Consider the following 14,442-nt stretch of genomic DNA (forward strand, 5'->3'; position numbering starts at 1 on the left):
GAGGAAGAGGGAGGAAGAGGGAGGAAGAGGGAGGAAGAGGGAGGAAGAGGAAGAGGAAGAGGAAGAGGAAGGAGCGGCTTCAGTCGCGAACACCCACGGGTTCACCCCTCACCACGCCCGGCCGCCGCGGTGTCGCGTCCGGCCGTAGGAGCGAGCTTGCTCGCGATCCACTGTGCCGACCAGCGCGCAATCGCGGGCAAGCCCGCTCCCACAGCCTGGGATGCCGGTCCGCCAGGCTTGGCACGGCGCCGCAGTCGCCCGGGACACCCTCTCCCTTGGTGGAGAGGGCAGGGTGAGGGGACAGTGGTGCGAAGGCCCGACTATCGCCCCGGACCGCGCTGCCGCCGCCAGCCGTAGGAGCGGGCTTGCCCGCGATGATTCATCATCCCGGCCGTCGCGCGATGACAAGCCAGCCCGCTACTGCATTCCCTCTGGCGAGCTTGGCCAGACGCCGACACCAGCTCAGGTTTCCTCAAAACTTCCCGAACACCCCGAGCCCGTTGCCCGTGAACAGCATGCCCACGTCGCCCTTGGGGAAGCGGTGATAAAGGAAATCCGCGGTGTAGTAGCCGAGAAAGCCGCCGGCGACCACGTCCGAGAACCAATGCGCATCGTCCAGCACGCGCCCGACGCCGGAGATCACCGGCAGGGCATAGAGCCAGGGCGCGTCATAGGCCTTGGCGTAGGGTGTCACCACCGCCCAGGACAGAGAGGTGTGCCCGGAAGGGAAGGACGGGCCGTTCAGGAACACGTCGTACTTGCCGCTGAAGGGCTCGAACTTGGTGGGATCATCCGTATCGCCCGGCCGCCAGCGGCCCGTGATCTGCTTGATGGCGATGGTTTCGACGTAGGTCAGCGCCCCGGCGGCGAGCGCCACGGTGGAGGCGTGGGCCAGCTTCTCGTTGGCCCAGGGGCTCTGGAAGCTGGTGGCCGCGGCGAAGCCGATGGCGTAGATCGGCAGGATGTCCTTGGTGTCGCCGAGGATGCGGTTCAGATCTTTTTCATGGTTGCGCTTGGCCCACTGGTCCAGCTCGCGATCCGCCAGCATGGACAGGCCGGTGGCGCCAATGGCGATGGCGGCCTTGCCGGCGGTGGTGTGCCACCAGCGGGGCGGCGTCTGCGGCGCGGCGGCCGCGCTATCGATGCTGGCCGCTCCTGCCGGGGCGGGGGCCGGCATGGCGGCGGGCGCGGCCGGATCGGGCGCTGAGATGTCGGGACTGCTGATGCGTCCGGCCAACGGGTCGGCGGCGGCCATCGTCTGCGCCGGACCTGCTGAGGCATCGGCGGATATTTTGAAATAAGGTGCGAAAAATACATTGTCCGGGGCGGAGTTGCCTTGGGCAACGTTGATGTTGTAGTCTGCGCCCCAGGCAAGGGAAGAATATGCCAGCATGCCTGCTACCAGCATGGCAGAAGTCCGCCGGAGCCGTTGCGGCCAAAGTTTCAATTTCATGATAGTGGCTTCCCGTTGAAAACCCGTTGTTGTGTTCTATTTGATGAACTCTTTAGGGCGTGGAATTTAGCAGGGTACCTAATGCTTGCCAATAGCCGGCGCTTGCTCGTCGTTGTTTTCCTCATTGCGATTTCCTATGCTCTTCCCCAACGCGGCCACGCGCAGGAGATAGATCCGGCGGTGGCCGCCGCCTTGCTGCAAAGCCAGATGCAAGCGGCGCCGCAGGCCGGCGGCTCGGCCCAACTGCCGATGCAGCTGCCCAGCACCACGCAGACGCTACAGGGCCAGGGCGGCGGCCTGCCCGCTTATTCCGTCTCCGCGCCCTCCTTGGGTGGCGTGGGCAAGCCCACCATCCGCGGCGGCACGCCCGCGGAAAAGACCCGGCTCAAAACGGGCGACGAGCGTGAAAAGGCGCCCCCGGCGGAGAGCCCGTTCCAGAAGTTCGTCGCCCAGGGCGAAAACCTCGGCATTTCCACCCAGCTCCCGCTCTTCGGCCAGCAGTTCTTCCAGCAGGCGCCTTCCACCTTCGCCCCGGTCGAGAACGTGCCGGTGCCCGGCGACTATCAGATCGGCCCGGGCGACGAGATCATGCTGCGGGCCTGGGGGCAGGTGGACATCGACTACCGCGCCACGGTGGACCGCTACGGCAACTATTACGTGCCCACCATCGGCAATATCCACGTGGCCGGCCTCAAGTTTTCCAGCCTGCGCGACTACCTGCGTACCGCCATCGGCCGCGTCTACCAGAATTTCGATCTGGACGTGAGCATGGGGCAGCTGCGCTCCATTCAGGTTTTCGTGTTGGGCCAGGCCAGCCAGCCCGGCACCTACACCATCTCCTCCCTGAGCACGCTGGTGAACGCCCTCTTCGCCGCCGGCGGCCCCAGCCCGCAAGGCTCCCTGCGCGCCATCCAGCTCAAGCGCCAAGGCAAGCTCGTCGCCGAATTCGACCTCTACGACCTCTTGCTGCGCGGCGACAAGTCCAAGGACCTGCCCCTGCTGCCCGGCGACGTCATCTTCATCCCGCCGGTCGGCCCGCTGGCGGCGGTGGCCGGCAACGTGAACGTGCCCGCCATCTACGAGCTGAAAGGCCCCACCAGCCTGGGACAGCTGCTGGATCTCGCCGGCGGCCTGGCCTCCACGGCCTACGGCCAGAAGGTCAACATCGAGCGCATCGTCAACCGCGAGCGTCGCCAGATCGAAGAGCTGCCGCTGGACGACGCCGGGCGGGCCCGTCAGGTCCACGACGGCGATCTGGTGCGCGTCTTCGCCGTGCCCACCAAGTTCGACAACGCCGTCACCCTGCGCGGCAACGTGGCCTGGCCGGGGCGCTATCCCTGGACCCAGGGCATGCGCATCAAGGATCTCATCCCCAACAAGGAAAGCCTGATCAACCAGGCCTACTGGAGCCAGCTCTACAGCCAGATCTACGCCAAGCCGCAGGCCCCGCGCCGGGCCGAGGCGAAAGCCGCCGACCAGGCCGCCGAGCCCGGCAGCGCGGCGGCGCAACCGGGTGGGCAGCCGGTGAAGACCGAAACCGCTACGCTCGGCGAGACCCAGGCCAAGCCGGGAGCTGAAAAAAGCGCCGCGGCGGAGATCACCCGCACCCTGCCCGAGCCCAACTGGGACTACGCCGTCATCGAACGCATCAACCCGTCGGATCTCAGCACCCAGCTCATCCCCTTCAACCTGGGCCGGGCGCTCCTCGACGGCGATCCCCGTGACAACGTGCTGCTGCAGCCCGGCGACGTGATCACCATCTTCTCCAAGGACGACGTGCAGGTCCCCGAAGCCCGGAAGACCAAGTTCGTCCGTCTGGAAGGCGAAGTGCGCAACCCCGGCATCTACCAGGTCATGCCCGGCGACACGCTGCGCACCATCATCCAGCGCGCCGGCGGCCTCACCGACCAGGCCTTCCTCTTCGGCGCCAGCCTGACCCGCGACTCAGTGCGCAGGCTGCAGCAGGAGCGCCTGAAGGAGACCCTCGACAACCTGGAGCAGGAGATCAACCAGAGTGCCGCGCGGGCGGCGGCCCAGGCCCTGAGCCCCGACGCCGCGGCGGCGGCCCGGGCGCAGTACGAGGCGCAGCGCGCGCTGCTGGCGCGCCTGCGCCAGGCGCAGCCGCAGGGCCGCATCGTGCTCGGCCTGGCGCCCGATGCCCGTGACGTGGGCGCACTGCCGGAGCTGCCGCTGGAAGACGGCGACCGCCTGGTGGTGCCGGTCAAGCCGGTGCTGGTCAACGTCATGGGCACCGTCTACAACCAGAACGCCTTCATCTACAAGCCCAAGGCCGACATCGGCGACTACCTGGCCCAGGCCGGCGGGCCGACCCGCGACGGCGACAAGGGCAGCCTCTATGTGATCCGGGCGGACGGCTCGGTGGTCAGCAACCGCCAGCGCGGCTGGTTCAGCGGACTGGAGGGCGAGCCGGCCCTGCCCGGCGACACCGTGGTGGTGCCCCTGCAGACCCAGCGGGTGGCCTGGCTGCGCGAGCTGCGCGACATCACCCAGATCGTCATGCAGATCGCGACCACGGCGCTGATCGCCGTGCGCCTGTGAGGACCACGGCATGACTACGCCCACGCGCGACATGGACCAGCGGGACGGCAGAGCGGCGGACCGGGACGAGGAGGAGATCTCCCTGCTGGATCTCCTGATCGTGCTGGCCAAGCGCAAGCGCCTGATCGCCACGGTCACCCTCGTCCTGGTGCTGGCCGCGGTGGCGGCCAGCCTGCTGATGACCCCCATCTACACGGCCACCACCAAGATCCTGCCGCCCCAGCAGCAGCAAAGCGGCGCCGCGGCCATGCTGGCCCAGACCCTGGGCGGCATGGCCGGCTTGGCGGGCGGCGCGTTGGGGCTGAAGACCCCCAACGACCTCTACATCGGCATGCTCAAGAGCCGCACCGTCGCCAAGACCCTGATCGACAAGTACGACCTGCAGAAGCGCTACAAGACCAAGACCCTGGACGACACCTACAAGGCGCTGGAAGCCAACACCGAGATCAAGGCGGGCAAGGACAACATCATCAGCATCGCCGTGGACGACAAGGACCCCCGCTTCGCCGCCAAGCTGGCCAACGCCTACGTGACCGCGCTGGAGGGCCTCACCGACAAGCTCGCCGTCGGCGAGGCCTCGCAGCAGCGCGTGTTCTTCGAGCGCCAGCTGAAGACGGCCCACACCCAGCTGTCCGAGGCCGAGGACCAGTTGCGGGCCATCCAGGAAAAGACCGGCGTCATCCAGCCCACCATGCAGGCCAGCATGGTCATGCAGGCGGTGGCGCAGGCCAAGGCGGAAATCGCCGCCAAGGAAGTGCAGCTGGCCGGCATGCGCGCCTTCGCCACCGCCCAGAATCCCGACTACGCCCGCGCCCTGCAGGAGCTGGACGCCCTGCGGGCCAAGCTGCGGCAGTTGGAGCAGAGCAACCCCGAGGCCAAGGGCGACGTCATGACGCCCACCGGCGAAGTGCCGAGGCTGGGGCTGGCTTATGGCCGCCAACTGCGCGAGGTGAAATACCGCGAGGCGCTCTTCGAGCTCATGGCCAAGCAGTACGAGATGGCGCGGCTGGACGAGGCCAAGGAGGCGCCGCTGATCCAGGTGCTCGATCCGGCCACGCCGCCGGCCCACAAGAGCAAGCCCAAGCGCATGCTCATGGTTGCCCTGGCCGGCGTGGTGGGCCTGTTCATCGGCATCTTCTGGGCCTTCATCCGCGAAGCCGCCGAGCGCCAGCGCCAGGACCCCGAGCAGGCCGAACGCCTGGCTCTCCTGCGCCGCTACACCTGGGGCCGCTGACTCCAGCCCCGCAGCGACCGGCACGGGCCGTAGGAGCGAGCTTGCTCGCGATAAACATTTTCTTTATCGCGCAGCCCCCCGCAGCCCAGGATTGCGGGAATCAACTGTCCGCGATCAGTTCCCGCTGCCGCCGCGGCATCCCGCGGCCACAAGCAGTAGGAGCGAGCTTGCTCGTGACCGGCCTTTCGTCCGGCGTGATTCGCGGGCCAGCCCGCTCCTGCAACGTCCGGCACGCAGCGTCGGAGCGGGCAAGCCCGCAACCCGCTTTGCTCCCTCTCCCGCCGGGAGCGGCCCAGGGTGAGGGCAGCACAACCTGTAGGAGCGAGCTTGCTCGCGAAAAAACGCCCCGGGGGGCCACACGCCGCCCCCTCGGAAAAACCGGCGCAAAGGCGAACGATATCGATCGGCCCGGGTCCGATCCTTACATATTACTAAAACAACGATCACACCAAAGGTTGAGAGGCACGCAGATGACCAAGATACGCAAGGCGGTATTTCCGGTGGGTGGATTGGGGACGCGGTTTTTGCCGGCGACCAAGGCCAGCCCGAAGGAGATGCTGCCGATTGTCGACAAGCCGCTGATCCAGTATGCCGCCGAGGAAGCCATTGCCGCCGGCTGCGACCAGCTCATCTTTGTCACCGGGCGCGGCAAGCGCGCCATTGCCGACCACTTCGACGTCTCCTACGAACTCGAAGCGGAACTGGAAAGCCGCGGCAAGCAGGCGCTCTTGGAGCAGGTGCGCAAGATTCTGCCCAAGCACGTCTCGGCGGTGTTCATCCGCCAGGCCCAGCCGCTGGGGCTGGGGCACGCGGTCTACTGCGCGCGCCCGGTGATCGGCGACGAGCCCTTTGCCGTCTTGCTGGCCGACGACCTCATCCTGGCCGAGCAGCCGGTACTGGCGCAGATGGTCGAGCGCTTCGAGCGCTACAACGTCGGTCTTCTGGCGGTGCAGGAAGTGCCGCGCGCCGAGACCAAGCACTACGGCGTGGTGGACGGCAAGCCCTGGGACGAGCGGCTGCACCATGTTGCCGGCCTGGTGGAAAAGCCCAGTCCCGAGACGGCGCCCTCCAACCTGGCGGTGATCGGCCGCTACATCCTGCCGGCGCGCATTTTCCATCACCTGGAGCACACCCCGACGGGGGCGGGCGGCGAGATCCAGCTCACCGACGCCATTGCCCGGCTGCTCGAAGAAAAGCAGGTGCTGGCCTACCAGTTTGCCGGTCAGCGCTTTGACTGCGGCGACAAGCTCGGCTACCTCAAGGCCACCCTCGAATACGCCCTGCGCCACCCGCAGGTCGGCCAAGCCTTCGCCCAATACCTCAGCCACTACTGCCAGGAACTGGGCATCGGGAACGAGGAACTGGTGGCCAAGCAGGCGGACATGGTGCTGCCCAAGATGGTGGGTTAGTGCTTTGTCTGTCGGCTGGGGAAGGCTGCATTCGCGAGCCAGTTCCGTCGGGAATGGCCGAAAGCATGTCGCAGCGCCGATTCATGAAAACTCTGTATGCTACCAAGCACTTGTGCGGGGAGAATAAATGAAGAAAGCATTGATCACCGGGGTGACGGGGCAGGATGGAGCGTATTTGGCGGAGTTTTTGCTCAAGCAGGGTTATGAGGTGCACGGCATCAAGCGGCGCACGTCGCTGTTCAACACCGATCGCATCAACCACCTCTACCAGGATCCGCACGAGCCGCAGCGCCGCTTCATCCTGCACCACGGCGACCTGACCGACTCCTCGAGCCTGCTGCGCATCATCCAGCAGGTGCAGCCGGACGAGCTCTACAACCTGGCGGCGCAGTCGCACGTGGCGGTCAGCTTCGAGGAGCCCGAATACACCGCCAACTCCGACGCCCTGGGCACCCTGCGCCTCCTGGAAGCCCTGCGCATCCTCGGCCTGGAAAAGACCACCCGCTTCTACCAGGCCTCCACCAGCGAGCTCTACGGCCTGGTGCAGGAGATCCCGCAACGGGAGACCACGCCCTTTTACCCGCGCAGCCCCTATGCCGTCGCCAAGCTCTACGCCTACTGGATCACCGTCAACTACCGCGAAGCCTACGGCATGTACGCCTGCAACGGCATCCTCTTCAACCACGAATCGCCGCTGCGGGGCGAGACCTTCGTCACCCGCAAGATCACCCGGGCGCTGGCGCGCATCAAGCTGGGCCTGCAGAACTGCCTGTATCTGGGCAATCTCTCGGCCAAGCGCGACTGGGGCCATGCGCGCGACTACGTGGAAATGCAATGGCTGATGCTGCAGCAGGCGCAGCCCGAGGACTTCGTCATCGCCACCGGCGAGCAGCACAGCGTGCGCGCGTTCGTCGAGGCGGCGGCGGCCGAGCTCGGCATCCGCCTGCGCTGGGAAGGGCAGGGGGTGGAGGAGCAGGGCATCATTGCCGGGCTCAGCGAGCCGAGTGCGCACCTGGCCGTCGGCGACGTCATCGTCGCGGTGGACCCCCGCTACTTCCGGCCGGCCGAAGTCGAGACCCTGCTCGGCGACCCCAGCAAGGCCAAGGAAAAGCTCGGCTGGACCCCGCGCGTGCGCTTCGCCGAGCTGGTGCGCGAAATGGTGCAGGCCGACTACCAGGCCGCCCAGCGCGACGAACTGGTGCGCAACCACGGTTATTCCGTGTTTGCGCCGCAGGAGTGAGCGCGCCATGACCCAGTCTGCGTCCCTCTCTCAGCCAGCCGTGACGCCGGCGCCCTACCTGGCCCCCGACGCCCGCATCTACGTGGCCGGGCATCGGGGCTTGGTGGGTTCGGCGTTGCTGCGCGCCCTGCAACGCCAAGGCTATACCAACCTCATTACCCGCAGCCATGCCGAGCTCGATCTCACCGACGCCGCCGCGGTGGAGCGCTTCTTCGCCGAGGCGCGGCCCGAGTGCGTGCTGCTGGCCGCCGCCAAGGTCGGCGGCATCCACGCCAACCACAGCTATCCGGTGGACTTCCTGCAGCAGAATCTCGCCATCGAGCTCAACGTCATCCCGGCGGCCTACCGCCACGGCGTGCAGCGCCTGCTGTTCCTGGGCTCGAGCTGCATCTACCCCAAGCTCGCGCCGCAGCCCCTCAAGGAGGACTCCCTCCTGAGCGGGCCGCTGGAGCCGACCAACCGGCCCTACGCCCTGGCCAAGATCGCCGGCATCGAACTGTGCTGGGCCTACAACCGCCAGTACGGCACCCAATACCTGGCGGTCATGCCCACCAACCTCTACGGGCCGGGCGACAACTACGACCTCAACACCTCCCACGTGCTGCCGGCCTTGATCCGCAAGTTCCACGAAGCCAAGCAGCAGGGCGCCCGGGAAGTGGTGGTCTGGGGCACCGGCACGCCGCGGCGCGAGTTCCTGTACAGCGACGACCTGGCCGAGGCCTGTCTCTTTCTGCTGAACCTGCCGCCGGCCCGCTATCAGGCGCTGCTGGCGACGGCGGAACAGCCGCCGCTGATCAACATCGGAGTCGGCGAGGACCTCAGCATCCGGGCGTTGGCCGAGCTGGTGGCCGACGTGGTAGGCTTTCGGGGTGCATTGGTCTTCGATCCGAGCAAGCCCGACGGCACGCCGCGCAAGCTGCTGGATGTCAGCCGCCTGCAGCAACTGGGCTGGCGTGCGCGCGTGGCCCTGCGCACCGGCATCGAACTGGCTTACCAAGATTACAAGGAGAACTACCTGTGAACATTACCGTGATCGGAACCGGCTATGTGGGTCTGGTGACCGGGGCGTGCTTTGCCGAGATGGGCAGCAACGTCACCTGCGTGGACGTGGATGCCGCCAAGATCGAAGGGCTCAAGCAGGGCATCCTGCCCATCTACGAGCCGGGGCTCGAGCCCATCGTCGTCAACAACTACAAGGAAGGCCGCCTGCGCTTCACCACCAGCCTGCCGGAAGCCATGGCTGATTCCAACCTCTACTTCATCGCCGTGGGCACGCCGCCCGGCGAGGACGGCTCGGCCGACCTGCAGTACGTGCTCGCCGTGGCGCGCGAGATCGGCCAGCACCTCAAGGCCTACAGCATCATCGTCGACAAATCCACCGTGCCGGTCGGCACGGCCGAGAAGGTGCAGGCCGCCATTCAGCGCGAGCTGGACGCCCGCGGCGTGCACATCCCCTTCGACGTGGTCAGCAATCCCGAATTCCTCAAGGAAGGCGCGGCGGTGGAAGACTTCATGCGCCCCGACCGCATCATCGTCGGCGCCGAAGCCGAGCGGGCGCGCGAGGTGATGCGCAACCTCTATGCGCCGTTCAACCGCAACCGCGAGCGCACCCTCTTCATGGGCGTGCGCGAGGCGGAGATGACCAAGTACGCCGCCAATGCCATGCTCGCCACCAAGATCTCCTTCATGAACGAGATCGCCAATCTCTGCGATCTCATGGGCGTGGACGTGGAGAGCGTGCGCGAGGGCATCGGCTCGGATGCGCGCATCGGCTACAGCTTCATCTATCCGGGTTGCGGCTATGGCGGTTCCTGCTTCCCCAAGGACGTCAAGGCGCTCATTCGCACCGCCGCCGAGCACGGCTTCGACACCCAGGTGCTCAACGCCGTGGAAGCACGCAACAACCAGCAAAAGACCGTGCTCTTCGACAAGATCACCCGCCATTTCGGCGCCGATCTGAGCGGCCTGCACTTCGGCGTCTGGGGGCTGGCCTTCAAGCCCGGCACCGACGACATGCGCGAGGCCTCCTCGGTGGTATTGCTGGAGGCCCTCATTGCCGCCGGCGCCACGGTCAAGGCCTATGACCCGGTGGCGCGCGAGGCGGCGCGGGCGACGCTGCCGGCCGACTGGTTCGCGAGCGGCCGGCTGGTGCTGACCGAGCACCAGTACGATGCCCTCAAGGACGTGGACGCCATGGTGCTGGTGACCGAGTGGAAGCCGTTCCGCCACCCGGACTTCGAGGCCATGAAGCGGCTGATGAAGCAGCCTGTCATCTTCGATGGCCGCAACCAGTACGACCCCAAGCAGCTGCAGGCCCTCGGCTTCCGCTACGCCGGCATCGGCCGCGGCGAACACCAGCCCGCCACGCGCGCCGAACTGAAGATCGTGGCCGGCTAGGGGATGCCCGCAAGCAGGCAATGCCAAGCGGCGGAAGGGCGACTTTCCGCCGCTTCGCGTTTGTCGGCGTGCGCCGGTTCTCGTGGATGGAGTTGACAGGGGGCCGCCCGGCCTTGCCTGCGATCCGCACCCCGCTTTCCCGTGTTGCCGCCTTTCCCCTGGGCTGGCCATGGCTGCCCACACGGTATTCTCATCGGCGCAGGTGCTCAATTAGCCCGATAGCCAGGGCGGGAAACTTTGCTAAAGTTGTTGCGGAGCTGAACCCCAGCACCCCATTGCTAAAAACGGCTTCTGCCATTGCCGGCCGATCAGCGGGCGGGGCACAGAGGCTACCCTGCGGCACTCAGCCAAATCCAGTGTGGATCCGGACCAACCAAAGAGGCCCTAGAGCTTGTTCAATAAAGATCGGACGCGCTATTGGTCGTTGCTGCTGAGCAAGTTTCTTGCGGGGCAGGGACTGACGCAGCTTACCAATCTGTTGACGGGGCTGCTGCTGCTGCGCCTGCTGCCCTTGGAGCAGTATGCGCTCTACACCATCGCCAACGTCATGCTCGGCATGGCTTCGGTGGTGGCGGATCTCGGCTTGTCCCACGGCGTCATGAGCATCGGCGCGCGCCTGCGGGAAGACCGCACCAGCCTGAGCCGGCTGATCGCCTCGGCGCAGCGCTACCGCTGGGTGCTCGGCAGCATTGCCATCGTGCTGCTCTTCGTGCTGACGCCGTTCATGACCGGCAAGCACGGTTGGTCGGTCACCCAGATCGGCACGGTCCTGCTCATCATTACGCTGAGCATCTGGGTCAGGCTGGTGATCGGCCTGCGGGGCACGGTCTTCGAGATCTACCACGACGCAGACAGCGTCACCCGGACGGATCTGCCGGCCGCGTTCCTCCGCCTGGCAGTGACGGGGATAAGTTGCGCCCTGTTCCCGCTGGCGGTGGTGGCGCTGGCGGCCAATCTGTTCTCGCTGATGGTGCAGAGCCTGCTGGTGGCTCGCCGGGCCAAGCGCTACATCGATTTTTCCGCCCCCCGCGATCCGGCGCATAGCCAGGCACTGAAGCGCTTTTTCTTCCCGCTGATCCCCAGCACCCTGTACTACGCCTTCCAGGGACAGATTTCGATCTTCCTGATCAGCCTTTTCGGCAGCTCCACGGCGATTGCCCAAGTGGGCGCCCTGGGGCGCCTGGGGCAGATCCTGGGCGTGTTGGGTGCTTTGAACGGCTTTTTCGTGCTCCCGTATTTTGCCCGCATCGCCAGCCGGGAGCTGTTCGTCAAGCGGGCCGCCCTGCTGCTGGGTGCGCTCTTTCTCTTTGCCGGGATCCTGATCTTGAGCGCCTATGTCGTGCCGGACTGGTGGTTGCTCATCCTGGGGCAGCACTACAATGATCTGCATCGGGAGCTGCCGGTGGCCATTGCCGCTTCCATGATCGCTTTCATCGCCGGCATCACTTACACCTTGCTGATCGCCAAGGGGGCGACCGCTGGCCAGCATTTTCTGATCTACGTGAATCTGTCGATTCAGGTCGCCTTCATCGGCCTGATCGGGGTTCAATCGACCTATGAGGCCTTCCTGCTCAATCTGGCCATGGCCTTGGGCACCCTGTCCGTGAACATGATCCTGCTCATCAGGATGAGCGTCCGGCAACAGTCCTGGGCCCCGGCGGGATCCGCATAGCAGCCGGCAGCGTGTGCCGAGACCGATCCGGGCGGGGCCTGCCTGCGCAGGAGACATCTTGCTAGGAGGATGCGTGAGATCCACTGTATGCACCCTGTTCGAAGGCGACTACCACTTCGGTGTGGGAGCGCTGGTGAATTCGCTGTACTACCACGGATTCCGCGGCGTGTTCTGGGCGGGCTACCGTGGGGCGCTGCCGGTCTGGGCCCACCCCTTGCGTGAGGCCGGCGGCTACCAGGAGTTTGCGGTGGCCAAAGACTGCGTCATCCGCTTCATCCCGCTCGACACCTACAAGCATCTCAACAATTACAAGCCGGATTTCATGCTGCGTCTGTGGGAGTCCCACTGCCCGGAAGCGGAGACCCTGTTCTACATCGATCCGGACATCACCATCAAATGCCGCTGGTCATTTTTCGAGGAGTGGGCCAGCCGGGGCCTGGCCCTGTGCGAGGACATGTACAACCTCATGCCCGCCGATCATCCGTTCCGGCTGGCTTGGCGGGAATTCGCAGAAAACAGCGGCTTCGCCTGCAGCCGGGAGCTGCAACGATACTTCAATGCCGGCTTTGTCGGCCTCCGGCAAGGGGACCGTGACGTGTTGCGGCTCTGGCAGACCCTTATGACCGCCGCCGAGCAGCAGGGGCTTTTCGATTGCCGGCGAATGTGGATGGATCAACACGCTTTTCCCCACCTGCGCAATGACCAGGATGTGCTCAACCTGGCGCTGATGGTCGGCGCTACGCCACTGAGCACCATCGGCGCGGACGGCATGGATTTCATCCCGGGTATCTTCATGTCCCATGCGGCCGCCGTCACTAAGCCCTGGCGCAAGCCCATGCTGCCCAAGGCGCTGAACGGCGTGCCGCCGACCCGGGCGGACAAGGGCTTCTGGCAGCACGTGGAAGCGCCCATCCGCTTGTATTCCAAGCCGCACTTGCTGTGGCGGCGCATCGATCTGCTCATGGGATCGGCCGTCGGCCGTCTGATCTCCCGTGCGCCGGGTGGCTGAGCCGGCGGTCTGGATGCCGTTTCTTCAGGAGGACTTGGATGAGCCTATGCGTGATTGCACCGCGTTTGCCGCCTGCCATCGATGGGGTCGGCGATTACTGCTATCGCCTGTGGGAGCACTGGCCAGAAGCCGCGCCCCGCTGGCAGCTGCTGGTGACCGAAAAGGCGGAAGCCAGCCAAGCGGACTGGCCGCAGGTGCTGGTCCGCGGCTTCGAGCGCAGCGAGGCAGGATTGCTGAGCGCCTTGACCCGGATCGATTCGGCCACGCTGGTGCTGCATTACGTGGGCTACGGCTATGCGCCTTCGGGCGCGCCGGACTGGCTCCCGCGCGCCCTGCGGCAATGGAAGGCGGAGCGCGCGGAGCGGCGGGTCGTGGTGGTGTTTCACGAACTGTATGCCGTGGGGCCCATTTGGCGCCGGGCGTTCTGGACCAAGCGCGCGCAGCGGCGGATCGTGGCCGAGCTGGTGGCGCTGGCGGACCGCTGGACCACCAGTTGCCCGCGCTACTGGACCCAACTGCAGGAAGAGTTCGCCGCAGAGCCCCGGCGCGGTGCCCTGGTGCCGGTGGGCGCCAATATCGTGCCGGCCCGGTCCGTGGACCTGTCCCGCACCTGGCCGCTGGCGGCTGGCGGCCGGCTGCGGCTGGTGGTGTTCGGCCTGCCCCATACCCGCCTGCGTGCGCTGGCCACCCACGCGGATCTCGTGAAGGCTTTGTGCGAGCGCGGCTGGGTGGAAAGCATCACGCTGCTGGGCCGTCGGGACAGCAACGCCAAGACGCAGCGGCAGATGGCGCAGTGCCAAGCCGGCATCGGCCATGCCGGCCTGTGGCGCGAGGCCTTCGATCTGCCGGCTGACGCGGTTTCCGGCGTCCTGCTGGAGCAGGACCTGGGGCTGCTTGGCAACACCGCCGACACCTTGACCAAATCCGGCGTTTTTGCCGCTTTGAGCGCCCACGGCGTGCTGCCGCTGGTCCGGTCGGGCCATGCCTCGTGCCAGGCGGAGCTTGGCCAAGCCGGGCTCTTTTACGAGCGCGGCGCGCAAGTGGATCAGGTCCTGGATGCGCTGTGGAATGAGCGTGTCATGCAGGAGAAAAGGCGCACCCTGGCGAAGCTCTCATCCAGCTACCTGAGCTGGCACGGCATCGCCGCGGCCCAGCACGCGGCTGCGTCGGCGCAGCCCGCGGCCGGCTTGCTCGATGTGGCGGTGTGACACGGCTGGCGCCGCGCGGGCAATCGGCTTGGCAAAACCGCGGAAGTGGCGGCAAGCGGCCGCATCCGACCAAAGCAAGAGAGAAATCGGTTCTGCGGGCTCGCTATAATGCTCAACAACTTGCATGAAGCAAGATAAATAAAATTTTTCCCCAAAATTGCACAATTTGCTTTGGCGCGAGGCCGGTCCGACCCGGTTCGGCGGCTGTCAGCGCGGTTCGCGTGTGTCCGGCCAGCCCGGTTCCGGGGCCAGTCCGGCGAT

The 14,442-nt window shown here is 66.3% G+C and carries 10 protein-coding genes; 9 read left to right on the forward strand and 1 reads right to left on the reverse strand.

The window, feature by feature from the left end:
* Positions 1 to 472: 472 nt before the first annotated feature.
* Positions 473 to 1,255 carry a phosphatase PAP2 family protein gene (locus G579_RS17245; RefSeq protein ID WP_162142999.1) on the reverse strand — a complete coding sequence of 261 codons (783 nt, stop codon included), beginning with the start codon at positions 1,253 to 1,255 and terminating at the stop codon, positions 473 to 475.
* Between the two features lie 378 nt (positions 1,256 to 1,633).
* Between G579_RS17245 and G579_RS17250 the strand changes: the two genes are divergently transcribed.
* From G579_RS17250 to G579_RS0111590, 9 genes are all read left to right on the forward strand, one after another.
* A complete protein-coding gene (locus G579_RS17250) occupies positions 1,634 to 4,012 on the forward strand; it encodes an SLBB domain-containing protein (RefSeq protein ID WP_051181499.1) in 2,379 nt (792 codons plus the stop codon).
* A gap of 10 nt (positions 4,013 to 4,022) precedes the next feature.
* Complete coding sequence (locus G579_RS17255) at positions 4,023 to 5,246, forward strand: GumC family protein (RefSeq protein ID WP_155989827.1); 1,224 nt, start codon at positions 4,023 to 4,025, stop codon at positions 5,244 to 5,246.
* Positions 5,247 to 5,716: 470 nt separating this feature from the next.
* Positions 5,717 to 6,655 carry a UTP--glucose-1-phosphate uridylyltransferase GalU gene (galU, locus tag G579_RS0111560; RefSeq protein ID WP_028990313.1) on the forward strand — a complete coding sequence of 313 codons (939 nt, stop codon included), beginning with the start codon at positions 5,717 to 5,719 and terminating at the stop codon, positions 6,653 to 6,655.
* A 127-nt stretch (positions 6,656 to 6,782) separates the two neighbouring features.
* Positions 6,783 to 7,895, forward strand: coding sequence for a GDP-mannose 4,6-dehydratase (gene gmd / locus G579_RS0111565; protein WP_028990314.1), 1,113 nt, complete (start codon positions 6,783 to 6,785; stop codon positions 7,893 to 7,895).
* Positions 7,896 to 7,902: 7 nt separating this feature from the next.
* Positions 7,903 to 8,916 carry a GDP-L-fucose synthase family protein gene (locus G579_RS0111570; RefSeq protein WP_051181502.1) on the forward strand — a complete coding sequence of 338 codons (1,014 nt, stop codon included), beginning with the start codon at positions 7,903 to 7,905 and terminating at the stop codon, positions 8,914 to 8,916.
* A complete protein-coding gene (locus tag G579_RS17260) occupies positions 8,913 to 10,292 on the forward strand; it encodes a UDP-glucose dehydrogenase family protein (protein WP_051181504.1) in 1,380 nt (459 codons plus the stop codon). Before G579_RS0111570 ends, G579_RS17260 begins: the two co-directional genes overlap by 4 nt.
* A gap of 391 nt (positions 10,293 to 10,683) precedes the next feature.
* On the forward strand, positions 10,684 to 11,964 hold the full coding sequence (locus tag G579_RS17265) for an MATE family efflux transporter (protein ID WP_155989829.1): 1,281 nt from the start codon (positions 10,684 to 10,686) through the stop codon (positions 11,962 to 11,964).
* Positions 11,965 to 12,037: 73 nt separating this feature from the next.
* Entirely contained in the window at positions 12,038 to 12,973 is a 936-nt protein-coding gene (locus G579_RS0111585; protein ID WP_028990316.1) for a hypothetical protein, read from the forward strand.
* 50 nt (positions 12,974 to 13,023) lie between these two features.
* Positions 13,024 to 14,181, forward strand: coding sequence for a hypothetical protein (locus G579_RS0111590; protein ID WP_211218727.1), 1,158 nt, complete (start codon positions 13,024 to 13,026; stop codon positions 14,179 to 14,181).
* The last annotated feature ends 261 nt before the right edge of the window (positions 14,182 to 14,442 follow it).

Origin of the sequence: Thermithiobacillus tepidarius DSM 3134, assembly GCF_000423825.1 — a bacterium.
GTDB classification, from domain to species: domain Bacteria; phylum Pseudomonadota; class Gammaproteobacteria; order Acidithiobacillales; family Thermithiobacillaceae; genus Thermithiobacillus; species Thermithiobacillus tepidarius.

What these genes read in the sequence shown, in the direction of transcription:
- G579_RS17245 (WP_162142999.1), bottom strand. Translation starts at nt 1,255, where the DNA reads ATGGCCGCCGCCGACCCGTTGGCCGGACGCATCAGCAGTCCCGACATC.
- G579_RS17255 (WP_155989827.1), top strand. Translation starts at nt 4,023, where the DNA reads ATGACTACGCCCACGCGCGACATGGACCAGCGGGACGGCAGAGCGGCG.
- galU (WP_028990313.1), top strand. Translation starts at nt 5,717, where the DNA reads ATGACCAAGATACGCAAGGCGGTATTTCCGGTGGGTGGATTGGGGACG.
- gmd (WP_028990314.1), top strand. Translation starts at nt 6,783, where the DNA reads ATGAAGAAAGCATTGATCACCGGGGTGACGGGGCAGGATGGAGCGTAT.
- G579_RS0111570 (WP_051181502.1), top strand. Translation starts at nt 7,903, where the DNA reads ATGACCCAGTCTGCGTCCCTCTCTCAGCCAGCCGTGACGCCGGCGCCC.